The following is a 23,256-nucleotide window of genomic DNA, read 5'->3' on the forward strand; positions in this document are numbered from 1 at the left end:
TTTATCCATTACAAGTGTTATTGAGTAGAATAGATAATGAAATAAATTAGATTAATGCTTATTCAAATTATGATATCTATATAAATAAATCTAACAATTAAATGTTAATTATTATCTAGATAAGAAGAGTTAATTGAATAATTTGTTTTGTAACATTTTAAAGATGTCGCTATTTATGTAAATTATTATTAAAAATATATAATTATGTTTTTTATATTTAACGATAATAGTGTAACAATATGATTTTATTCATTAAAATTGAATTTACGCTGAAATTTTAGTTAAATGAAAAAAACACTTGCGCAACAATTATGTTGAGTTATAATGCGGTCAATAACATTTAGAAATACTTTTAAACACTTTTCATCTTTCAAATTTTTTTATTTTCTTTATTCGCCAAACTAGGGAAAAATAAAGTCATCTTGATAATTTGAGTTAGTAAAAATGATCTATATCGTATTATTTTTTAACTTACGGATGAATGCGTTTTTAAGTTGATAAATGTTATTACTGGAGTCAAATGGGCTGACTTCAGACTACGCATAGCATGCAACGCCGTTATACGGCAATTTCATATTATACTCCTCTACTATAGATAAAATAAGACTACACATTCCCGCGTTATCTCTGATAACGCTTTTTTTTTGCTTAAATTTCTTTTATAAAACATAAAGTTAATGTAAGTTTTCAAAAATCTTCATGTTAATGGCAAAACCTGAGATGCAATATAATCAACCTAGGGTATTGCGAGCCATCCTTTTATTTTCGATAGGTTATTATATCTGCTGTAAAAATCAGCGATTGAAGGGATAGACCGTGAAATATTTATAGCATATAGCTTCCCGAAACTAATTATCGGAGTATGATGTTATCCCTATCTGCTGTGGGGAATATGCCAATTTGCTTTCTTGCAACCATTGAGGGGCTTGTGAAGCGGGCATGCTATACAACGGCGGGGTTCTCTGCCAGGTTCTGGCGCGAATGAATTGGACGTTAAAATGACTTGGTCTGAGTTTAAATCTCACTATCTCATCCGTTTTTGGAAACCTCTACCTGCGGTTATTGCGGCAGGGATCTTATCCACCTATTACTTTGGTTTAACAGGTACATTCTGGGCTGTTACTGGTGAATTCACCCGTTGGGGTGGGCATATCATGCAGTTATTCGGTGCTGAACCCGAAAACTGGGGATATTTTAAAGTCATTGGCTTAGAAGGTAGCCCCCTAGATAGAATTGATGGTGTGATGATCATCGGTATGTTTGCGGGGTGTTTTGCGGCTGCGTTATGGGCAAATAACGTAAAATTACGTATGCCACAACACAAGATACGTATTTTCCAAGCAATTATTGGCGGTATTATCGCTGGTTTCGGTGCGCGTTTAGCGATGGGGTGCAACTTAGCCGCATTTTTTACTGGGATCCCTCAGTTTTCTCTGCACGCATGGTATTTTGCTATCGCAACCGCAGTAGGCTCCTATTTCGGTGCTAAATTCACATTAATGCCGATGTTTAGGATCCCTGTTAAGCTCAAAAAAGTCTCTGCCGCTTCTCCATTAACACAACACCTAGATGTGGCAAAAAAACGCTTTAAATTAGGGATGACTATCTTTTTAGTCGCGATCGCGTGGGGCTTTTATACCTTATGGGATGCGCCCGTATTAGGTATCGCCATTCTATGCGGTATTGGGTTTGGTTTGCTTATTGAACGAGCACAAATTTGTTTCACCTCCGCTTTCCGTGACTTATGGATCACCGGAAGAACACATATGGCAAAAGCCATTATTATTGGTATGGCGGTGAGCGCAATTGGTATTTTTAGTTATGTACAATTAGGTGCAACGCCAAAAATTTTATGGGCTGGCCCGAATGCCATTATTGGCGGGTTATTGTTTGGGTTTGGTATTGTGCTTGCGGGGGGCTGTGAAACGGGCTGGATGTACCGTGCCGTAGAAGGGCAAGTCCATTATTGGTGGGTCGGTTTCGGTAATATTATCGGAGCAACCATCCTTGCTTACTATTGGGATGATTTAGGCCCTTGGTTAGCAACAGACTTCGATAAAGTGAATTTGCTAGAAACCTTTGGTCCACAAGGGGGATTAGCGGTGACTTATCTGTTGTTAGCTTTAGCATTTATCTTGATGTTGGTGTGGGAACGCTATTTTTTCCGTAAACGTCAATCACCAGTTTCAACATCAGCGGAGGTTGTATGAGTCATAAAGAAATCATTCCTGACTATCGGTTAGATATGGTCGGGGAGCCTTGCCCTTATCCGGCCGTAGCGACATTGGAAGCGATGCCATCCTTAAAAAAAGGGGAAATATTAGAGGTGGTCAGTGATTGCCCACAATCAATTAATAATATCCCTTTGGATGCCAAAAATTATGGTTATACCGTGCTGGATATTCAGCAAGATGGACCAACTATACGTTATTTGATCCAGAAATAACGATACTTGCCATACTTTAAGTTGCAGCGCTGTTGGCGGCTTCCACAGACCCTAGTGACATACTTATGTATGCTTCTAGGGATCTGCTCGTTTGCCGCCTTGCTGCAACCTGAATGAGTTAGATGATCTGCTGAAGTGAGCTTCGAGGTTCCCGCCTCAGAGAGATATTGGCATTATAGGCTTATGAATTGCCATGTTAATCATTAAATAATAATAGGTGGCAATCCCCTATTTGCTAAATCACGGTTCTTCTTGCCAGTTAGTTAAATCAAGAACAAGTTCACATTCATCATCTAAATAAGCTCCTGTAGGAATAAAACCAAGCTTTTTATAGAATTCAAACGGGCTTTCTTCTCCTTCGCCACAGCTATTATAAAGTCGTGGATAACCTTTCTTTTTTAAATAGCGGATCACTTGAAGAAGGGCTTCGCGACCAAAGCCTAATTTTTGATAAGGCTCTGCTATCATAAAGCGCCATAGCATAATTCCATCATATTCAAGCTCGTCATCATCTAGCCCCGAATGCAGCATAATAAAACCAACGGGAACATCGTCAGCATATATACCGCGATACCATGCACAATCGGAAAATTGAGCTTCAACAATAGAATAGGCATTATCCGCTACCATACCGCGTTGTGCTTCGCTGAGCGTATGGCTGAGTAGGCAAATTTCCGAAAAATTATCTGCCGTAATTTTTTGTAGCGTGACAACTGAATGTTCATCCACTTCGGGTTCGATGAGCTCTTTCATAACAATTCCTGCGATTGAAGTTGACCTTATTTTGATAGTTAACGTGATTCGTTTAGTTATTTTTATTTAACAAATAAACGTTGCGATAATTTTGTTATCAAGATGTAATTCAATTCACCAGAGATTGAGTAGGCAGTCAATGAATTAATAGTGGCAATGCTAGCGAGGTCTAAAAAGTGATGGCAACACGGTGGATCGTCTGCTGCCATCTGGGGATATGGTATCGATTAATGTTCAGCTTCACCGCCGAGAACATCAATAAGGCGTGCAATCAGGGCGCTCAGTTCCCCTGTCATAAGTACATAATCGGCATCAAAACGCTGAGCATAATCTTCTTTACCGATATCATCGTTTTGTTCTTTTAATGTATCACTGAATTTTAGTCTTTTCAGTGAACCATCATCAGACAGCATAAATTGGATCCGTTCTTCCCAGTCTAAAGCCAGTTTAGTCACTAATTTCCCAGCCTCAATATGGGTCGCAATTTCATCAGAAATCAGATCCTGCTTTTTACAACGAATGATGCCACCTTCCTCTAAAATGGCTTTTAACTCTGCTTCATCCATTACGGCAAAACCTTGAGGCAGAGAGCCTGAGCGGATCCATTCGGTTAACGTTAGCTCAATAGGATCTTTAAAAGTTAGCGGTACAACAGGCAGTGAACCGAGGCTTTTACGCAATAGTGCTAAATTATCCTCTGCACGTTTAGCGCTGGCGGCATCAACAATAATCAATTGATTGACGGTATCAATCCAAATGTAGGTTTTATTGTATTTGCTGAATGCTCTTGGTAATAAGGCATGGACAACCTCATCTTTAAGAGAATCTTTTTCTGTTTTTTTCAGTTTACGGCCTTGGTCTGCTTCAAGTTTTTCGATTTTTTCTTGTAGCTCCTGTTTGATGACAGGGGAAGGCAGCATTTTTTCTTCTTTTTTGGCACAGATCAGTATTTGGTTACCCGCGGCATGGGTCAAAGCATCAGAACCTTTCATGGGTGACACCCATCCCGTTTTCATCATGTCTTGACTACCACAAGGATGATAGGCCAGAGGGGCAAGCTGTCTTTCCAGATCGTCAGCACTGAGAGCCAGATCACGATTCAGACGATAAATCAATATATTCTTGAACCACATGAAAAACCTACCTTTGTTGATGGATTACCTGTTTTAGCCGGTGGCTATGATAACGAATTGTCGGTTATTAAGCGAAAAAAAATGCCTTTTGGGCGTATTTGTTGTGTTTATAGGCCTCAGTTTTGTCGCTAATCGCTTGAAATCGATAGGGTATACAGGCAATGATACAGAAAATAGCTAAGTAGTGGGTGTGATGATGAGAATTGGAATTGACCTTGGTGGTACAAAAATAGAAGTGATTGCATTAGATGATAATGGCGAAACTCTATTTAGAAAGCGTGTGGCGACGCCCAGAGGAGACTATCACGCAACGTTAAATGCGATTGCAGGTCTTGTTCATGATGCCGAAGTGGCCACGGCGAGAAAAGGAAGTGTGGGAGTTGGGATCCCCGGGACACTATCACCTGTGACAGGTAAAGTGAAAAATGCCAATTCCACATGGCTCAACGGTCAATTTTTTGATGTAGATTTAGCGCGAATACTTGAGCGGCCTGTAAAAGTCGCCAACGATGCTAACTGCCTTGCTGTTTCAGAAGCCGTTGATGGTGCAGGCAAAGGGGCAAAAGTGGTATTTGCAGTGATTATTGGTACGGGATGTGGTGCTGGTATTGCGATCAATGGTCAGGTTCATTCTGGTGGTAATGGGGTCGCGGGGGAATGGGGCCATAATCCATTGCCTTGGCAAGACAGCCAAGACGCATTGTTTCTTCAAGAAGAGCAATGCTATTGCGGGCTAACAGGGTGCACTGAACTATTCGTATCTGGAACAGGTTTTATGGCGGACTATCGTAAATTGTCTGGTGAAACCAAAATAGGTTCAGAAATCATCGAATTGATGAAGTCTGGGGATCCACATGCAATAGCCGCAATGACACATTACCAATCTCGGCTTGCTAGAGCATTAGCTCAAGTTATCAATATGCTCGATCCCGATGTCATTGTGCTCGGTGGTGGAATGAGTAATGTCGAAGGCTTATATCAAACATTACCTTCACTGGTGAAAAACTGGGTATTCGGTCGTGAATGTGATACGCCAATTCGGCAGGCCATTCATGGTGACTCAAGTGGGGTGCGTGGGGCTGCATGGCTTTGGCCTAAATAGTTATGTACCGTCAATAATTTTGTGACTTATATATGATTAAATAGTGCTTATTAAGATAAACAGTGACTTCGATGGACAAGAGAGGCACTGTTTATCAACGCTTATCGAAATATCAACGAATAGAACGCACACATTCACTATATGTAATGCTGTTTGTACTATTTTTACAGAGAATATAAGCAAGGGTTATTTTGCACAAATCAACGTAAGGGGAATTACGGTGAATACTATTTTTAAATTATCAGCATTAGCTTTATTCGTGGCATTCAATGCCAATGCCGCAACAGTTGATTTACGTGTTATGGAAACGTCTGACATACACAGCAACTTGATTGATTTCGATTATTTTAAGGATAAACCAACGGATCAATTTGGATTGGTGCGTACTGCAAGTTTAATTAAGGCGGCTAAAGGTGAAGTGACAAATGCCGTCTTAGTTGATAATGGTGATTTAATTCAAGGCAGTCCTTTAGCGGATTATATGGCAGCAAAAGGCCTTGAGGAAGGGGAGTCACATCCTGCTCATAGTCTAATGAATACAATGGGCTATACTGTAGGTAACTTTGGTAACCATGAATTTAATTTTGGTTTAGATTATCTGCAAAAGGCAATTGCAGGGGCAAAATTCCCTTATGTTAACGCCAATATCATCGATGCTAAAACGGGTAAAAACTATTTTACTCCTTATATTATTGTTGATACTCCCGTCAAAGATCGTGATGGAAAAACCCATAACTTAAAAATTGGTTATATTGGTTTTGTTCCCCCACAAATTATGATTTGGGATAAACCCAATCTTAGTGGCAAAGTGACGGTCAACGATATTACGGAAACCGCCAAAAAATTTGTGCCTCAAATGAAAAAAGAAGGTGCTGATTTAGTGGTGGCAATCCCTCACTCCGGTTTTTCACAAGAGCCTTATAAGGCAATGGCTGAAAACTCTGTTTATTATCTGAGTGAAGTACCGGGAATAGATGCGATTATGTTTGGTCACTCTCATGGGGTATTTCCAAGTAAAGATTTCGCCAATATTAAAGGTGTTGATATTACCAAAGGTACCGTTAACGGGATCCCAGCGGTGATGCCAGGCCAATGGGGTGATCACCTTGGTGTCGTCGACTTAGTCGTCAATAATGACGATGGCAGTTGGAAAGTTGTTGATGCGAATGCGCATGCTCGACCCGTTTATGATAAAGCCAACAAAAAAGCGCTGGTTGAGCGTGATGATGAATTAGCGAAGATCATTGATAAGCCTCATAACGATACACGTCAGTTTGTCGGGAAATTGATCGGAAAAGCCTCCGATAATATGTACAGCTATTTGGCATTAGTTCAAAGCGATCCAACGGTACAGATAGTGAATGATGCGCAAGTTGATTATACGAAACATTATATTCAAGGTGACCCTGACCTTGCTGACTTGCCTGTATTGTCTGCTGCTGCTCCATTCAAAGTAGGTGGACGTAAAAATGCGCCTGACGAATTTGTTGAGGTTGAAAAAGGAGATCTAACCTTCCGCAATGCTGCTGATTTGTATTTATATCCAAATACACTAGTGGTTGTGAAAGCGACAGGTGCCGAAGTGGTCGAGTGGCTGGAGTGTTCAGCGGGTATGTTTAACCGTATTGATTCTCAATCAACATCACCGCAAAGCTTAATTAACTGGGATGGCTTTAGAACTTATAATTTTGACACTATCAGTGGGATAAATTATCAAATCGACCTCACTGAGCCTGCAAAATATGATGTAGATTGCCAGCTAGTCAATAAACAGGCGAATAGAATTAAGCATGTTACTTATCAAGGGAAACCAATAGACCCGAAAGCTACCTTCTTAGTTGCAACCAATAATTATCGAGCATACGGCGGTAAATTTGCCGGAACGGGCGATAATCATATTGCGTTTGCTTCCCCAGATGAAAACCGTGCCGTATTGGCCTCTTATATTGCGAAAGTTTCTAAAGAACACGGTGAGGTTACCAGTAGAGCTGATAATAATTGGTCATTCTTGCCAATTAAAACAGATAAGGCTCTCGATATTCGTTTTGAAACCTCTCAGAGTGATAAAGCTGCGAAATTCATTCAGCAGAATGCCCAATACCCATTAAAACAGGTAGGCACTGATGATATTGGTTTTGCTATTTACCAAATAGACTTAACTGAGAAATAAGCAGTATCGAATTTAGTACCATTATTAAAATTTGATCATTAAAAGCCTCATTATTGTTAATTTCATTTTAATAATAATGGGGCTTTTTTTATTGAAGGTATAAAAATCACTACCTCGTTATTAAAGATAAAAGCTGAAAAATGTCATTAATAGGCGGTGAAAACAGGAGATACAATTCTGATATATAACAAAAGGGTTAGTCTAATTATGTTTGTGTTTCTATCTAAGAATGAAATAAACAATAAGAGAAATATTAATTTTTTTATATATTTTTAATGTTAATTAATTTTTTTTCATTACAAAAAGTGCTGTTCAATATATTCATTTTTTTAATATGAAATTTTTCTAAAAAAAGAAGGTGAACTCATTTTTTATAATATCATTCAAAAAATGATTTTCTATAAAGGACGCTTTTTCAAGATGAAATCAAAAGATAATGTAATGTAAATATTAGTTATGTAATTAAATAGGTAACTTTACACAATTTTAAATTGTGAAAGGGGGCACTTTTTTATTTTTAGTTTCTATTATTGATGATTGATTTATGATTAAATTTTAATATAAATGAGTTACTCCAATCGCGAGTATTAATGATGATAATCTAAAAATGCAAATAGGTTGATATATATTAATACATAAAATTGATTTTTTTGGTGTTAATGTCGATTTTTCAACATTAAGTAGATTTTTTATCTTCTTTAATTGCTTGTTGATTTCTAAATCAGATGTTAATTCTGGTTTGGGATATTTGATTAACATTATGTTTTTATTGGCGTTGTTTGACTTTCGATAATTCTAGTTTCTATTTTTATTTTCATAATATATTTTACTCTTTCGTGAGTGGTGTTATTTGTTTTTAAATTATGGATACGTAATATATTTGACAAGAACTAATCTGAATCAATGTGTGAATAATAAATTCAGAGGTACCCGCATATGGAAAATGAAAGATATAAATATTCATTGTCTGTTGGGCAAAGAATAAAGTCACTGAGATTGCAAAATGGTTGGAGTGGAGAAGCATTAGGTAAAATAACAGGAATAAGCCAACAGCAAATTTCTAGATTTGAACGTGGAGTTAATAGAATTGATGTCGAATCATTAGCAAAATTTGCTAATGCCTTTAATGTAGATATCGTCGTGTTATTGTCTGATTATGACAAAACTATTTACGATAAAAATATATTTGTCGCGAATACTTTAGTTATTTAGTTTTTGGAATGTTGTCTTAAATGGATTTAGCTCTTACTTAAATGTGTAGTCAGTTGTCCTTATTTTTAATAATAAAGGATTGGAATTGTTTTATCTTAACAAAGGTTAAATATGAAAAAATCACTTTTAGTTTTATTCATTGCATCGTCAATTTCGGCATCAGCATTAGCGGCAGATGGTACTATTACGTTCAACGGTGAAATCACTGCAACAACTTGTGATGTCACTACGGGTAATGGTGGTGACTTCACAGTCACTCTGCCAACAGTATCGACTACTGCATTGAGTTCTGCTGGTGCAACAGCAGGTAATACATCATTCACTATCGAACTGGCTAACTGTAGCGTTAGTGGTGTTGATGTAGCAGCAAACTTCGAAAGTTTGACAAGTGGTGATGCAGTAACTGGTAATCTTATCCCAACAACTGCACCTGCTAACGTACAGATCGGTTTAGCAGACCAAGCTGGTAACGCTGCGAAAGTAAACGGCGCGCCAGCAGGTAGCCAGCCAATCGTTAATGGTGCAGCTACATTGGCATACCAAGCATTCTATTATGCGAAAGATGTAGTAACCGCTCCAGGTGCTGTTACAGCACAAGTTAACTATACATTGACTTATCCATAATAAGTTAATTCTGCCGGGGGAATTCATTCCCCTGGCAGATCAATAAAAGACTAAATTATTACAACTTAGAGTAGGGTTAGGTCATTATGATAACTAGGCTATCTATCATAAATAAAATCGTTTTATTTATTTCATTATTCATTGTATCAACATCCATGTATGCCAGCGTTATTATTAATGGCACTCGTGTTATATATAATGAAAAATCTAAAAGTAAAACAGTACAGTTGGTTAATGATAATAAATGGCCAGCTTTGGTGCAAGTTTGGCTAGATAATGGAGATCCTAATGAGTTACCTGAAAATATTAAAACTCCATTTTCAATTACACCACCGATATTTAAAATGTCTGCTGGAGCAGGTCAAAATTTAAGGTTAACTTATCTTGGTGATTCTTTACCAAAAGATAAAGAGTCTATTTTTTATTTGAACGTGTTAGAAATTCCACCTGAGAATGAAGATACTGCTTCTCAAAATAAGAATACAATGCAAATTGCCATTCGAACAAGAGTGAAATTATTTTATCGACCAACAGACATTAAAATGCCTGCACAGGTTAATGAAAAACTTTCTTTCTCAATAAAGAAAACGGCAAAAGGAAATGAGTTGCTTGTTAAAAATAACTCGCCATGGTTTATTACTTTTCAGGATGTTACATTATCTGAAGGGAATAGAAAGTTAAGCTTAGAAGGGAATATGGTTGCGCCATTCTCTGATATTTATCTGAATAGAGGAAAAGGTGTAGCAATACCCAATGATTTTATTAATGCAAAAAAAGTTAGCTACTCAGTCATTAATGATTATGGTGGCTTAGATTCCTACGAGTCTAATTTATAATAAATGGTATTGCTATGAAAATAAAATTACTTTTTGTTCTTGTTTCTTTGTCTTTAGGGTATGGTAGATTTGCATTAGCGGTAGAAGAAAACCAAAATGAAAAGAAATACTCTTACAATGAGGGGTTCTTATTAGGTAATGCTAAAGATATATCAATAGATAAATTAACAGAAGACCAAATTACTCCAGGTAATTGGTATGTCGATTTATATTTAAATAATGAATTTCTTTATAATAAAGAGATTAGATTTTATGAAAATGAACAGGGACGTGTTGTTCCTTGTTTAACCAAAGAAGATGTTGATGGGTTTAACATAAAACCAGAATATTTAGGGCTAATAGAGTCTAATGGTGAATGTGAAGACTTAAAATCATTATCAAAAGATGTTCAAGTTAATTTAAAGCAAGATATATTACGATTAGATATTTTAATTCCTCAAGCAATGGTGGAGTATTCAGCACGCGGCTCTGTACCAATCAGTGCTCTTAATGAAGGGGTTCCTGCTTTTTTTATGAACTATAACCTTAATGGGTATAGTACTCGTAGTCATGGTAAGGACGAACATTCTGCTTACGGAAATATATCGGCTGGGCTTAATTTAGGCTTGTTTAGAATTCGCCATCAATCTAATTTGCAATACAATGAAGATGATAAATTTCATCATGAAAGCATCAGAACGTATGTTCAGAGAGCTATTCCACAAATAAAAAGTGAATTAACGGTTGGGCAATCTTTTACCGATGGAAGCCTATTTGATAGCTTTTCGTATACCGGTGCTGAATTAGCGACTGATAACCGAATGCGTCCACAATCAATGCAAGGGTTTGCGCCAACAGTTAGGGGGGTTGCAAATAGTAATGCTCGGGTAAGAATAATACAAAATGGTTTTGTAATATACGAAACGAATGTCTCTCCCGGTGAATTTACGATCAATGACCTTTATGCAACAGGTTATGGCGGTGATTTAACTGTTGAAGTGACTGAAGCAAATGGCAGTGTTTCCACGTTTGTCGTGCCATTCTCAACGGTACCAGGTTTATTAAGGCCGGGTCAGATTGATTATAGCATTGTGAGTGGTAAGTTACGGGGTGATCATACTTCTTCCGATATTTTTGCTCAATCAACAATAAAATATGGTTTAAGTAATATTCTAACGCCATTTGCAGGGGTGCAGTACTCCAATAAATACCAATCTGGGTTATTAGGTTTTGCGGTTAATACACAAGTCGGTGCATTTAGCTTTGATATGGCAAGCTCAAAAGCTGAATTAGACAATAAACGTACCTATAACGGTGCTCGTGCGCGAGTCACGTGGAATAAAGACATTAATGCCACTGGTACAAATATTGCGTTAGCTGGTTACCGTTATGAATCGCAGAACTATTTAAGCTTATATGAAGCAAGTTCTTATCGTGATAGTTATTTGTTTAATGGCGAAAGCATTAACCCAAGACGTTCCCAATATGTATTAACGGTTAACCAAAATTTAGCGGATTATGGTACTGTGTATGTCAGTGGTTCATTGCAAACTTGGCGTGATAATTTGCCAGATACTAAGCAATTGCAAGCTGGCTATATGAATAACTTTAAAGGTATTGGTTATAGCTTCACCTATATAAAAATGTATCGAAATGGCGATCAGGGTGGAGATAATAACTATATGTTTAACGTCTCTGTACCATTCTCACTTTGGTATCCAGAACAGAATACGTTATTAAGTAGCTCCATAACACGTTCTGATTCAGATCATCGTTGGTCAAATAATACGACAATTAGTAGCTCTTTCGGTGAAGATAATTCTATTTCTTGGAACGCGACAGCGAGTGATATTGGTAATTCAAACAGTAGCTTCTCTGGAAATATTCAGAAAGATTTCTCTTCGGCTTCTGTAAACGCGGGTTATTCACAAGGTAATAATTACAAGTCATTATCGGTGGGAGCAAGTGGTGCATTAGTGGCTTATCAAGGTGGGGTTATTCCATCTCGCTATTTAAGTGATACTTTTGCGATTGTGGAAGCTAATGAAGCGGAAGGTGCATCAGTAGCCTCATGGAGTAATATTGTTATTAATGATAGCGGAAAAGCCGTTGTACCTTCATTAGTACCTTATCAATATAATACACTGTATCTTAATACAGAAAATATGGATACAGATGTTGAATTAGATAATAACTTAGCCAAGATAGCACCTTATGCAGGGTCTGCGGTATTAGTGAAATTTAATACACAAAAAGGTAACAACATTACTTATCGTATTATTTTACAAGATAAAAAAGCAGTGCCGTTTGGTGCCGATATTTATGATGAAAATAATAATAAAATTGGTTTAGTTGGGCAAGGTGGCTTAGTACATTTTAATTCTCAATCTGAACAAGGAACAGTTATTGTTAAATGGGGTGAAGGTAGTCATCAACGTTGTAAGTTTGATTATAACATCTCAAGTAATAGTTCTATTTCTGAATCTGTTTGTTATTTTTATTAAGGTTGTATGTTGTTTAAGAAGAAATGATTTCTTAAAGTGCTACTGTGCCTTATTTAATTTACGGTTTTTAGGGTTAATAAGTTCCGATACTTTTCTAAAATATGAAAATTAGTATCTTTTAAAGATTAACTATTCAGTGTTGGGCTTATTAATCATTATGTTTTTTATTAATTTACCCATAAGTTTTTAAAGAAGACTTATTCGTTAACAAGTATTTTGGGGGCGTTATGTTTATATCTAAACGAGCCATAACATCAATTGGTTTTATGATTTTATTTTTCGCTGGAACAGCAAATTCCACTTGTATTATCCAAAATGGTGGGATACCTGGAACACAAGTGAGTATTGGCTCTAAGGTTGACGTCAGTATATATGGGTTACAATTTCAGCCTGCTGGAACAAGAATTGCTTTTGATTCTATAACGAGCACTCAAATGGCATCATTAATGGGCGCTCCGCCAGATCGTGTCGTTTTTAAATGTGATATCGCTGATGCATCCTCTATTTTTGAAATATACTATTTACCTAAAACTTATATTTTCGATAACGCCGCTCCCGCGTTTACGTATGACAATATAAAATATTGGGGAACGAATATTCAAGGAATGGCTTTTGAACTATTTCTAGGTATGAATAGAGATGCTTCATATCAATTTGATAATGTGGTGAATGCGAAGCCTATGGCATATGACATAGATCCTGATAACCCACAAAAAATTAATATTAAGCTGAAACATTTTTCGGGTCTTTCTATTGAACAGGTTCGCTCTCAGCAAAATGTCAGTGGTAACTCGTTAGGTACCGTTGGGGTCGTTAATAGAGGGGTTGTTGGGTTCAAAGGCCCTGGGATCAATAATACGATAAATAATAACTATGAACCCGCAGGCTACACTTTTTTTAAAATACGTCAGCGTCCAGTCGGGGGACGTCAGGTTACAACTTGTGGTTTGAAATCGTCGACATCAACCGTTTATTTAGGTAGCCATTCATCAAATGATATTCCATCAACTCCTACTCCTTTTTCTTTCACATTAGAATGTCAGAAAGGGGCTAAAATTAGTTATGGTTTTGCACCTGGTGAAGAAAATAGGGCTATGAATGAGGTTGACTATTTATTATTAGATCCTAATTTAGGCTCGACAGCAAAAGGGGTCGCGATAGAAATATTAAATTCATCGGGGCAGAGAAATAAACTACTTCGTTTAGGAGCAATTGATTCACCAATTCCTACAGCAAATAATTGGACTAGCGTTTCTGTGCCAACGACAGGCGCTGCAACACATGAGCTGCTATTAAACTTTACAGCACGCTATGTTCGTTATGGAACTGAGCCAATTAAACCAGGTAAAGCAAACAGTAAAATGACCATAACGTTAAATACTAATTAAATTTAACTATCAAATAAAAGCTTAGTTAATTTAGTATCGTTGAAAGAGTTAGCAAGATTTCGCTAACTCTTTTAATAAATAAAGAGCATTAATCGTAGGTCACATTTAGAGTGGGTTTATTGTTGAATTGATTATATTCGACTTTTACAAAATCAGAACTGAGTTTTTTGGCATTTTTAAGTGAACTGGTTTTGGTGATATTTTTACCATTGCGGAAACATTCAAGATCAATTTGTTCGCTACTGGATACTTTAACTGCGCATTGTGGCTCATAGACATAGCCAATAAAAGTAATGGTTCCACCTCCGATTCGATTGGTTGCAGCATGGGTAAAAGTAAAACTGGAAATGAGTAAAGCAGTCACTGTTACAATTGAGGATAAACATTTCATTGCTTCTACCTCCTAGTTGAACTAGCGCTAGTTAAATAACACGAGTAGCGCGTTACAAAATTCTCACTGACTAGTTTAGTTCAAATACGAGTAAAAAATATGATTTATGCTAATAAAATATCGATTTTATTTAGTTTATTTTGTAACAGTATGAAATTTAAACGAATTTATTTAGTGTAATATTCTAAAAAGATGGCTAAAAATAGATAGATACCGACAATGAGTCGGTATCTAATAGAGATTATCAATATGAAATTTTATTAGATTGCTATTAATTGATTTTATATTCTAAAGGATTAGCGTTTGATAGCATGGGTTGTGGAATAACTAATTGATATTGCATATCAATAATAATCGGATCCCTTGGTGTTGGCTGGTATTGAAAAGTGATATATCACATTATTTGGCAGGTGATTTGCCCTTGTTTTAATCAACAAGGGCTTTTTATTCGAATTTTATTCTGATTATTTAAAGATTTTGAAACGAATTTCATCATCCATAAAGTCTTTATCACCCGCAGGAGCATTAATTGACCCAAATACCATTTGAGCACGTAGTACCCAATTATCAGGTGTTCCCCACTCTTTTTGTACCTGAGTATCAATGAGTGGATTATAGTGTTGCAGTGATGCCCCGACGTTTTCTTGCGCTAAGGCTGTCCATACCGCAAATTGTGCGATACCGCTGGCTTGTTCTGACCAGATTGGGAAATTGTCGGCATAAAGTGGGAATTGCTCTTGTAAGCCTTTCACGACCGCCATATCTTCGAAAAATAAGATAGAGCCAGCACCCGCAGCGAAGCTATCAATTTTTTGTTCAGTAGCTGCAAATGCCTGTTCTGGCACGATGGCGCGCAATGTTTCTTTGGTGATGTTCCACAGTTTTTTATGCTCTGCGCCAAATAAGATCACAACACGTGATGTTTGTGAGTTAAAAGAAGAAGGTGAATGTTTTACTGCTTCTTTAATTAATTTTGTAACATGCTCTTCAGAAACTGGTAATGCATCGCCGAGGTTATAAATAGTGCGACGATTTTTAATCATTTCAATAAATGCGTTTGACATGTGAGTCTCCTAGCTATTTGTTAAGTATTACTATAGCGCTGTGAAGGGAAAATCATAGAAAAAAAAATTAACGGTAAGGTTCAAATTTTTCGGCTGAGTCAATTTAATTGTTTTTTATTAAAATCAATTAAATACAAATTGTTATTTTTTATGATTACATTGGGGAGCATCTATCAGCCCTTCATGATAGAAAATTGAAAGAAATTTTTGATTGATGTGGTAAGGCGCTTTTATCTAGGAATGTTTTGTTCCTATGATAAAGCGCCATTTATATTTTAACGGATACGATATCGGCTAGGTAATTCACTAAAGCCAAAACCGTTGGTCTTTTTCACGGGGATCTGTACAGAAATTCGCTCTTTCATCGCTTCAACATGGCTAATTACCCCAATCGTTTTTCCGGATGCATTCAGGCTTTCTAACGCATCTAAGGCAATATCTAATGTTTCAGGGTCGAGTGTGCCAAAGCCTTCGTCGAGAAATAAAGACTCGAGTTGAGTTTTGTTACTCACCATATCCGATAATGCGAGAGCAAGCGCTAGGCTGACTAAGAAACTTTCTCCGCCAGAGAGGGTTTTAATATCCCTGATAGTATCGGCCTGCCAGCCATCAATCACTTGTAATTCCAGATCTGCATTATGATTACGTTTTAGCAAATAGCGACCATGTAGCTTATCCAAGCGCAGATTAGCGAGAGAAATGAGGCAATCAAAGGTTAACCCTTGCGCGTAACGGCGGAATTTATCTCCTTCTGCTGAGCCAATCAGTTCGCAGAGATATCCCCAATCTTCATAGTGGGATTGGCTCTGCTCGATTTCTTGTAATAAGCCACGTTGTTGGTGACGTTGTTGTTTGTCTGCTTCGAGTTGGCTGAAGATCTGCCCCTGTTGTTTATTGAGATTTTTAATCTCCTCATCAAGCTGAATAATTGCTTGCTGCCACTCCTCCAAGCTTGCCTCAATATGATCATCGGGCTTTTGGGCCAAATGTTCTTGTCGTGCGCGCTCACCTTCTTTATAACGGGTTTGCGCTTGTAAACGTGACTGGAGTAATCGTTGTTGCAATTGTTCAAGTTGCAGCTTTTCATCCGGCGCTAATAGTGCGGCTAAGAATGCTTGCTGTGTTGCAAATGGGCTAGTCGAAAGGGTATGCTCGAAGCGCTGCTGTGCTGTGGTTAACTGATATCGTGTCTTTTCTATCGTCGTGATGACCTCGTTAAGGCTGCCTTTTAGAGAAGCTAAGTGTTTTTCATGATGCGTGACCTGCTCATTAAGTTGTTGTTGCTGATGAGCCAGTTTGTTTTGCTGATCTTGCAATCTACCCATAAATTGTGAAATAGATTGCCCATCAAGTAATAGCTGCCGTGCCGCCTGTTTTTGTTCAACCTGTTGTTGTAACTGTTGCAATTGCTGTTGCGTATTTTCTAGCCGTTTACTTAAATGGGTTTGTTGAGCTAACTCAACTTGCAACGTCGCCTCAGCGACCGCTATTTTTTGGCTAATATCTTGCGCACTTTGTTTTTTCGCAGCATATAGCTGACCACGCTGCTCTAGTAACGTAAACCACGGTTCAAAACTTTCGCTTTCAGGCAACCTAAATTCAGCCAAAGCCTCGTGGAGCTGTTGCTGCTGCTGATTATGGCGCTGTTGGTGTACGACATGCTCTTTTTGTGTTTCATCAATAAGTTGGTGCTGATGCTTAATTCGTTCAGTAAGCAAGGCGAGCGAGGATTGTTGCTGTTTATTTAATGACTGCTGCTCATGTAATCGGTGTTTAAGTTGTTGATATTCACGTTCGAGGGCGGTGAACGCCTGTAATGACTGCTGTTTCTCTGATAACTGTTTTTGGATATCCGTGAGCAACTGCTCTACGGCAGCATGAGTCGTGGTCAGTTCAGGGGCGAGAGCCTTCTGGCACGCGGTCATCCATTGTGTTCGCAGCTGACGCTCTTGAGCTATAAGCTGCTGTTGTGCCTGTTGATTTTCTGCTTGGCGCTGCATTTCTCTTTGCAGTAGCGACTGTTGAGTGACTTGCGTTTGCTTAAGCTCTTCTAACTGTTTGGTTAATGCGATTAAGCGCTGTTCAGTTTGCGTTGGCTCTACAGATTGATATTGTTCAATTGCAGGGTGTTCGGTAGAGCCACAAAGTGGGCAAGGCTCACCCGCAATAAGTTGTTGGCGCTCCTTTTCTAAACTGACGATTTTCTGCTCTAAGCGTAACCGCGCATTCAAATCTGTTAAATGAGGCTGAAGGTGCGTAATTTGTGTTTCAGTTAGCTGGAGCTGCTTTTCAGCCTGAGAAATTGATTGGGTTAGTTCCTCTTGCTGGTGTTGTTTGATTTTTAATTGGTTTTGCTGCTCTTGCCATTGAGATAACAATAAAGGTAAAAGTTGGGCATGTTGTGATCTGGTGTGTAGCTGTTCTATTGATTGATTAAGTTGTTCAATATCTTGTTTTTCTTGCCACTCTAGATAGCGACTTTCAACGAGTTGATATGCCGCAGTATCCTGTTCAAGTTGGTGCTGCGTTTGGGCATTTTGCTCAATTTGCTGTTGTTGCTCGCTAACTAATGCTGACTGCTCTTGTTGCAGTAGTTGTTGTTTTTGCTCTAAGGCTTGTACTTTTTGACTCAATTCATCAATAAATTGACCTTGTTGCCGCCATAAACCTATTTGTTGGGTAATAGCCGCATCTTGGGGATGTTGCTGTAGGTAATGTTCAATTTGCTGTAACTCTTCACGGTCCAAATGAGCTTGATGTTGGGTTCGAGTAATTAAGCTGTGCTTCGATTGATATTCCGTGTGATATTGCTCTTTTTGTTCTGAAATTTCTTTAATCTGTTGGTGTAGATGAAGAATCGCATTATCTAATGGGCGAACGTGGGTATCGATCAACACGGTTTGCTGCTGAACATAATTTTGGTGCTGGCTATGCTCATGTTGGACTTGAGCAAGTTGTGCTTGTAAAGGCGCAAGTTGTTGAGTGTTATTTTCACACTGTTGCGAAAGGCTCTGTTGCTTCTCTAATAATTCATTTAATGCCTGTTGTTGGCGTTCCACATCCTGCCATAAAGGACGCAAATTTTCGGCAGGCAGATTGTCTGAGAGTTTTTTAAACTGAGGCTCAGCGTCTTGATATGCCTTTTCAGCCTGCTGTTGATCAAGCTCTAACTGATGTAAGCGGGCAGTTAACTGTTGTTGGCGTTGCTGCCAATACAACGCTTGTTGGTTTCGCGTTCGTTTTTGATTAAGCTGCCTTTCTTGGTCTGCTAATACGGTTTGTTGTTCGATGAGGGCTTGATGTTCGCTTTCGGTGAGCAAATGAATGCTTTGCGCTCGAGCTTTTAAAATCTCTAAATCATTTTTGACCTGTTTGTGCTGGCGATAGATATAGCTGGATATTTGACTATAAATTTCCGTGCCGGTGATCTCTTCTAACAGATCGGCTCGCTCTTTTTCGCTCGCATTTAAAAAGGCGGCAAAATCCCCTTGTGAAAGCAAAATAGACTTTGTAAACCGTCCGAAATCTAGCCCTGTGATCTGAACAATTTGTTCTCGTATGTCACTGACTTTTTCCGCGATGATTTTGCCGTCACTGACAGTCGCTAGCTCGGCTTTTGGCGGTTGTAATTTTCCTTCTGGCTTGTTGCTGGCTCGTCGTTGGCTCCAAAATGCGCGGTAAGCGATACCTTTGACCTCAAATTCCACTTCAGCCAAGCACTCGCCAGTATGGCGTGTCATAAGCTCATTTTGTTTAACGGATAGTGTACTTAAACGAGGTGTTTGGTGATAGAGTGCGAGACAAATAGCATCTAGTAAGGTGGTTTTACCCGCCCCAGTAGGGCCTGTGATCGCAAACAATCCTTGGCTAGCAAACGGCTCTTGGGTGAAGTCAATTTTCCATTCGCCTTTTAGAGAGTTAATATTTTTTAGGCGTAGACTTAAGATTTTCATGAATTTCCCTCTAACTCAGCACGCAAAGCGTCATAAGATTGCCTAAAGAGTACTAATAAGCGCTGCTCTTTTTCTTTATCATCTAGCGACTCTTCCGCTAAACGACGCAAAAATACCTCTTCGGCGGTAAGCTCATTTAAGGTTTCATTAGCGAGAGCTTGTTGGGGGTTTTGTGGTTTACGTGCACGGCGTAACAATACAACTTCAACGGGTAAGTCTTTGATAATACTTTCGATACGTTGTTGGATATCAGCAAGATAGTCCTGTGAAGCGACTTCGATATTTAACCAAACTGGGGGCGTATCTGGCTCGATAGAGAGTGCATGTAACTGCTTTTGAATGTCTGCAAGTGACCCTTTTAGTGTTTGCAAAGGTTGAAAAGTTGGGATCGCAAGTTGGTGGATCTGCGACAGTTCGCGGCCATCAAACTCCACTAAGCAAACACTTTTTTGTTGGTTCGCTTCATCAAAGCTTAATGCAATCGGTGAACCAGAGTAACGAATATGTTGCTGTTGACCAATAACTTGCGGACGATGAATGTGCCCCAAGGCGATATAGTCAGCCGGAGGGAAAGCGGCAGAGGGAAATGCGTCTAAAGTACCAATATAGATATCACGCACAGACTCCGTCAATTCAGCCCCGACAACCGTTAAATGCCCCGTTGCGATAATTGGGATATCTAACCCCATAGTTTGCCGCTGCTGCTCGGCAAGCTGATAGCTAGCTTGGTAATAGTCACGAATGGCTGTTTGTAATGATAGCTGCTTCTCTTCACTGCTCTGTCCTGCAACACTTAATTGAATATCTCTAGGGCGTAGAAAAGGGATCGCACACAACAGTGCTCCGGGTTGCCCTTGTGCATTCTTTAATGTGATCACATGGGGCGTTGCTCCTGAAGTGACGACATCCGTATTCAAATAGGCAAGCAGTGAACTGGTTTCATTTAAGACGGAAACAGAGTCATGGTTACCACTTAGGATCACCAATTGGCAGCCTGTTTGCTGTAGCGAGACGACAAATTGATTATAAAGCTCACGGGCATAACTTGGAGGGGAGCCGGTATCAAAAATATCTCCCGCAACAATCATGGCATCAACTTGATGAAGTTTAACCTGCTCAATAAGCCAAGTTAAAAACTGTTGATGTTCGGCTGCGCGGCTTTTAGTGAAAAAATACTGGCCAAGGTGCCAGTCAGAGGTATGGATAATACGCATGAAGGCCCCTTCCTACGACTTTATATGTATACTATGCTCAGTATACCCTATCATGACCCTTTAAGGGGATCTCTGAACAAGCAGACAATTCAATGTGATAACGATAGGCGAAGCAGCAGGCGCGACGATGTAAAGTATGACGAGAATGTTTCACTTAAATGACAATTTACCGCTAATATAGAAAGGATTATTGTTATTTGATGACGGTATTCATAATTCTGTCATAAAAGTGACGCATAATGCTTTCACTTTTAATGATCTCTTCTTATTTACAGGATTAATCATGGCAAGACGCATTCTAGTGGTTGAAGATGAAGCGCCCATCCGAGAAATGGTTTGTTTTGTACTAGAGCAGAATGGTTTTCAGTCGATTGAAGCTGATGATTATGATTCCGCCATCGCGCAGTTAGTTGATCCATTACCCGACCTTGTTTTATTAGATTGGATGATCCCTGGTGGTTCAGGCATTCAAGTGATTAAACACATGAAACGTGACAGTGATACGCGCGATATTCCTGTGATGATGTTAACCGCAAGAGGGGAGGAGGAGGACCGCGTAAAAGGCTTGGAAGTGGGGGCGGATGATTACCTAATAAAGCCGTTTTCACCCAAAGAGCTCGTCGCTCGTGTGAAAGCCATTCTACGCCGTATTTCCCCGATGGCAACAGAAGACATTATTGAAATGAACGGGTTAACACTAGACCCAACGTCTCATCGGGTCAGCAGTAATGACACTCCTATTGATATGGGGCCGACGGAGTATAAGCTGCTGCATTTCTTTATGACTCACCCTGAACGAGTATATAGCCGCGAGCAGTTACTCAATTATGTATGGGGAGCGAATGTGTATGTTGAAGATAGAACGGTTGACGTGCATATCCGCCGCCTCAGAAAAGCCTTGGAGGCTGAAGGGCATGATAAAATGGTTCAAACAGTGCGTGGTACTGGTTATCGCTTCTCAGTGCGTTACTGATCAATAACAGGAGATACCAGTGCTTGAACGCCTATCATGGAAACAGCTAATTTGGGGGCTGTTTTTATTCATCTTACCTGCATTAATCTTATCGATTTTTATCGGCCATCTTGCATGGCTTTTAGTCATCTCATTGACCGCAGCGCTGATTTGGCACAGTTATAACTTGATGAAGTTGTCATATTGGTTATGGCTTGATCGGAGCATGCTGCCCCCTGATGGTAAAGGCGGCTGGGAGCCAATCTTTTATGGGATCTATCAGCTTCAGCAGCGCAACCGAAAACGTCGGCGTGAATTAGGGCAGTTGATCAAACGCTTTCGCAGTGGCGCAGAATCTCTCCCTGATGCCGTCGTAATGATGACTCTTGAAGGGAATATTTTCTGGTGTAATCGCCATGCTCAACATTTATTAGGTTTTCGTTGGCCGGAAGATAGCGGGCAACCGATTTTTAATTTATTACGCTATCCAGATTTCAGCCGTTATTTTACATTACAAAACTATGAACAAGCGTTAACGATAGAGCTAAACAGTGGCGCTATTGTTGAATTTCGTGTCTTACCCTATACCGAAGGTCAGCTATTAATGGTTGCGAGGGATGTCACGGAAAAGCGCCGATTAGAAAAAGCACGTAGAGACTTTTTTGCGAATGTCAGCCATGAACTACGCACACCACTAACGGTGATCCAAGGTTATCTTGAAGTATTAGATGATCAAGAAAATGCCTCAGCTGCCAACAAAAAAGCGTTAACGGTAATGCAAGAGCAGGCGCATCGAATGGATAATTTGATTAAACAACTGTTACAGTTATCTCGCATTGAAGTGGCGCCTCATATTAATTTAGATGAGCAGGTAAATATTCCTGTAATTTTAAAAATGATTGAACAGGAAGCGATGAGTTTAAGCCAAGGGCGGCAACAGTTTAAATTTATGGTTGATGAAAAGCTGTATGTTTACGGTAATGAAGAGCAGCTTCGTAGTGCGGTGGCTAACTTGGTCTATAATGCCATTATGCATACACCGGAAGGAACAACGATCCAAGTCAGTTGGCAGAAAACACATAATGGGGCACGTTTTGGCGTTGCTGATAATGGGTTGGGGATCCCCCCAGAGCATATTCCACGTTTAACTGAACGTTTCTACCGTGTTGATAAGGCGAGGTCTCGCCAAACAGGGGGAGGAACGGGGCTTGGTTTAGCGATCGTCAAACACGCTTTGCAGCATCATAATAGCCAATTAATGATAACCAGTCAGTTAGGCAAGGGGAGCGAATTCTCTTTTACCCTGCCTCCTGTATTGATCGTATCAGACAAAAAAACAGCTAAAACACTTCATTAAAGACGTGACATACCTCGATGAGAGCGGCAAACAGCCGTTCTTATCGACCCAATCCAACATATCATTATCACCGCCAGATATGTCGCTCCTTCTTATTTAAAAAATGAATCTCTCTATATTTGTGATGGGTTATTAAAAATTTCTGTTTTCTAAAAAACCTATATTTCGCTTTGCAAAA

Annotated in this window: 17 protein-coding genes; 11 read left to right on the forward strand and 6 right to left on the reverse strand. The window is 39.1% G+C overall.

Going from position 1 to position 23,256, the window contains the following annotated elements:
* Window positions 1-998: 998 nt before the first annotated feature.
* Window positions 999-2,210, forward strand: coding sequence for a selenium metabolism membrane protein YedE/FdhT (gene yedE / locus PSF11_RS07365; protein ID WP_014656793.1), 1,212 nt, complete (start codon window positions 999-1,001; stop codon window positions 2,208-2,210).
* Entirely contained in the window at window positions 2,207-2,446 is a 240-nt protein-coding gene (gene yedF, locus PSF11_RS07370; protein ID WP_004926886.1) for a sulfurtransferase-like selenium metabolism protein YedF, read from the forward strand. Before yedE ends, yedF begins: the two co-directional genes overlap by 4 nt.
* A 240-nt stretch (window positions 2,447-2,686) precedes the next feature.
* On the opposite strand, the gene PSF11_RS07375 is transcribed toward yedF, so the two are convergent.
* Entirely contained in the window at window positions 2,687-3,199 is a 513-nt protein-coding gene (locus PSF11_RS07375) for a GNAT family N-acetyltransferase (RefSeq protein WP_004926889.1), read from the reverse strand.
* Between the two features lie 227 nt (window positions 3,200-3,426).
* Complete coding sequence (gene rdgC / locus PSF11_RS07380; protein WP_072502526.1) at window positions 3,427-4,332, reverse strand: recombination-associated protein RdgC; 906 nt, start codon at window positions 4,330-4,332, stop codon at window positions 3,427-3,429.
* 196 nt (window positions 4,333-4,528) lie between these two features.
* On the opposite strand from rdgC, the gene mak reads away from it, so the two are divergent.
* The 7 genes from mak to PSF11_RS07415 all read left to right on the forward strand — a co-directional run bounded on the left by mak (window position 4,529) and on the right by PSF11_RS07415 (window position 14,147).
* Window positions 4,529-5,434, forward strand: a complete 906-nt coding sequence (gene mak / locus PSF11_RS07385; RefSeq protein WP_072502525.1) for a fructokinase — start codon at window positions 4,529-4,531, stop codon at window positions 5,432-5,434.
* A 220-nt stretch (window positions 5,435-5,654) separates the two neighbouring features.
* A complete protein-coding gene (locus PSF11_RS07390; protein ID WP_072502524.1) occupies window positions 5,655-7,604 on the forward strand; it encodes a bifunctional 2',3'-cyclic-nucleotide 2'-phosphodiesterase/3'-nucleotidase in 1,950 nt (649 codons plus the stop codon).
* A gap of 936 nt (window positions 7,605-8,540) precedes the next feature.
* Window positions 8,541-8,816: a helix-turn-helix domain-containing protein gene (locus PSF11_RS07395; protein ID WP_004926910.1), complete on the forward strand. Its 276-nt coding sequence runs from the start codon at window positions 8,541-8,543 to the stop codon at window positions 8,814-8,816.
* Window positions 8,817-8,927: 111 nt separating this feature from the next.
* The gene (locus tag PSF11_RS07400; protein ID WP_004926913.1) at window positions 8,928-9,440 is read left to right on the forward strand and encodes a fimbrial protein; all 513 of its coding nucleotides are present in this window, start codon (window positions 8,928-8,930) and stop codon (window positions 9,438-9,440) included.
* A gap of 86 nt (window positions 9,441-9,526) precedes the next feature.
* Complete coding sequence (locus tag PSF11_RS07405; protein ID WP_014656789.1) at window positions 9,527-10,276, forward strand: fimbrial biogenesis chaperone; 750 nt, start codon at window positions 9,527-9,529, stop codon at window positions 10,274-10,276.
* A gap of 14 nt (window positions 10,277-10,290) precedes the next feature.
* A complete protein-coding gene (locus PSF11_RS07410) occupies window positions 10,291-12,759 on the forward strand; it encodes a fimbria/pilus outer membrane usher protein (protein WP_014656788.1) in 2,469 nt (822 codons plus the stop codon).
* 227 nt (window positions 12,760-12,986) lie between these two features.
* On the forward strand, window positions 12,987-14,147 hold the full coding sequence (locus PSF11_RS07415; RefSeq protein WP_004926924.1) for a fimbrial protein: 1,161 nt from the start codon (window positions 12,987-12,989) through the stop codon (window positions 14,145-14,147).
* 88 nt (window positions 14,148-14,235) lie between these two features.
* Here PSF11_RS07415 and PSF11_RS07420 read toward each other — a convergent pair whose 3' ends face one another.
* The 4 genes from PSF11_RS07420 to sbcD all read right to left on the reverse strand — a co-directional run bounded on the left by PSF11_RS07420 (window position 14,236) and on the right by sbcD (window position 20,769).
* Window positions 14,236-14,538 (reverse strand): hypothetical protein, encoded by a 303-nt coding sequence (locus tag PSF11_RS07420; RefSeq protein ID WP_004926928.1) that lies wholly within the window; start codon window positions 14,536-14,538, stop codon window positions 14,236-14,238.
* A gap of 464 nt (window positions 14,539-15,002) precedes the next feature.
* Complete coding sequence (locus tag PSF11_RS07425) at window positions 15,003-15,602, reverse strand: nitroreductase family protein (protein ID WP_004926931.1); 600 nt, start codon at window positions 15,600-15,602, stop codon at window positions 15,003-15,005.
* A 275-nt stretch (window positions 15,603-15,877) separates the two neighbouring features.
* Window positions 15,878-19,555 carry an AAA family ATPase gene (locus tag PSF11_RS07430; protein WP_072502523.1) on the reverse strand — a complete coding sequence of 1,226 codons (3,678 nt, stop codon included), beginning with the start codon at window positions 19,553-19,555 and terminating at the stop codon, window positions 15,878-15,880.
* Window positions 19,552-20,769, reverse strand: a complete 1,218-nt coding sequence (gene sbcD / locus PSF11_RS07435) for an exonuclease subunit SbcD (RefSeq protein WP_036941835.1) — start codon at window positions 20,767-20,769, stop codon at window positions 19,552-19,554. Before sbcD ends, PSF11_RS07430 begins: the two co-directional genes overlap by 4 nt.
* 283 nt (window positions 20,770-21,052) lie before the next feature.
* Here sbcD and phoB point away from each other — a divergent pair, with 283 nt between their 5' ends.
* Window positions 21,053-21,742, forward strand: a complete 690-nt coding sequence (phoB, locus tag PSF11_RS07440) for a phosphate regulon transcriptional regulator PhoB (protein WP_014656785.1) — start codon at window positions 21,053-21,055, stop codon at window positions 21,740-21,742.
* A gap of 19 nt (window positions 21,743-21,761) precedes the next feature.
* Window positions 21,762-23,078, forward strand: coding sequence for a phosphate regulon sensor histidine kinase PhoR (gene phoR / locus PSF11_RS07445; protein ID WP_004926950.1), 1,317 nt, complete (start codon window positions 21,762-21,764; stop codon window positions 23,076-23,078).
* Window positions 23,079-23,256 lie beyond the last annotated feature (178 nt).

The sequence above is a fragment of the Providencia sp. PROV119 genome (assembly GCF_028482435.1).
GTDB lineage: Bacteria > Pseudomonadota > Gammaproteobacteria > Enterobacterales > Enterobacteriaceae > Providencia > Providencia stuartii.

What these genes read in the sequence shown, in the direction of transcription:
- PSF11_RS07375 (WP_004926889.1), bottom strand. Translation starts at nt 3,199, where the DNA reads ATGAAAGAGCTCATCGAACCCGAAGTGGATGAACATTCAGTTGTCACG.
- sbcD (WP_036941835.1), bottom strand. Translation starts at nt 20,769, where the DNA reads ATGCGTATTATCCATACCTCTGACTGGCACCTTGGCCAGTATTTTTTC.
- PSF11_RS07415 (WP_004926924.1), top strand. Translation starts at nt 12,987, where the DNA reads ATGTTTATATCTAAACGAGCCATAACATCAATTGGTTTTATGATTTTA.
- PSF11_RS07420 (WP_004926928.1), bottom strand. Translation starts at nt 14,538, where the DNA reads ATGAAATGTTTATCCTCAATTGTAACAGTGACTGCTTTACTCATTTCC.
- yedF (WP_004926886.1), top strand. Translation starts at nt 2,207, where the DNA reads ATGAGTCATAAAGAAATCATTCCTGACTATCGGTTAGATATGGTCGGG.
- phoB (WP_014656785.1), top strand. Translation starts at nt 21,053, where the DNA reads ATGGCAAGACGCATTCTAGTGGTTGAAGATGAAGCGCCCATCCGAGAA.
- PSF11_RS07400 (WP_004926913.1), top strand. Translation starts at nt 8,928, where the DNA reads ATGAAAAAATCACTTTTAGTTTTATTCATTGCATCGTCAATTTCGGCA.
- PSF11_RS07430 (WP_072502523.1), bottom strand. Translation starts at nt 19,555, where the DNA reads ATGAAAATCTTAAGTCTACGCCTAAAAAATATTAACTCTCTAAAAGGC.
- PSF11_RS07410 (WP_014656788.1), top strand. Translation starts at nt 10,291, where the DNA reads ATGAAAATAAAATTACTTTTTGTTCTTGTTTCTTTGTCTTTAGGGTAT.
- PSF11_RS07395 (WP_004926910.1), top strand. Translation starts at nt 8,541, where the DNA reads ATGGAAAATGAAAGATATAAATATTCATTGTCTGTTGGGCAAAGAATA.
- PSF11_RS07425 (WP_004926931.1), bottom strand. Translation starts at nt 15,602, where the DNA reads ATGTCAAACGCATTTATTGAAATGATTAAAAATCGTCGCACTATTTAT.
- PSF11_RS07405 (WP_014656789.1), top strand. Translation starts at nt 9,527, where the DNA reads ATGATAACTAGGCTATCTATCATAAATAAAATCGTTTTATTTATTTCA.
- rdgC (WP_072502526.1), bottom strand. Translation starts at nt 4,332, where the DNA reads ATGTGGTTCAAGAATATATTGATTTATCGTCTGAATCGTGATCTGGCT.
- mak (WP_072502525.1), top strand. Translation starts at nt 4,529, where the DNA reads ATGAGAATTGGAATTGACCTTGGTGGTACAAAAATAGAAGTGATTGCA.
- yedE (WP_014656793.1), top strand. Translation starts at nt 999, where the DNA reads ATGACTTGGTCTGAGTTTAAATCTCACTATCTCATCCGTTTTTGGAAA.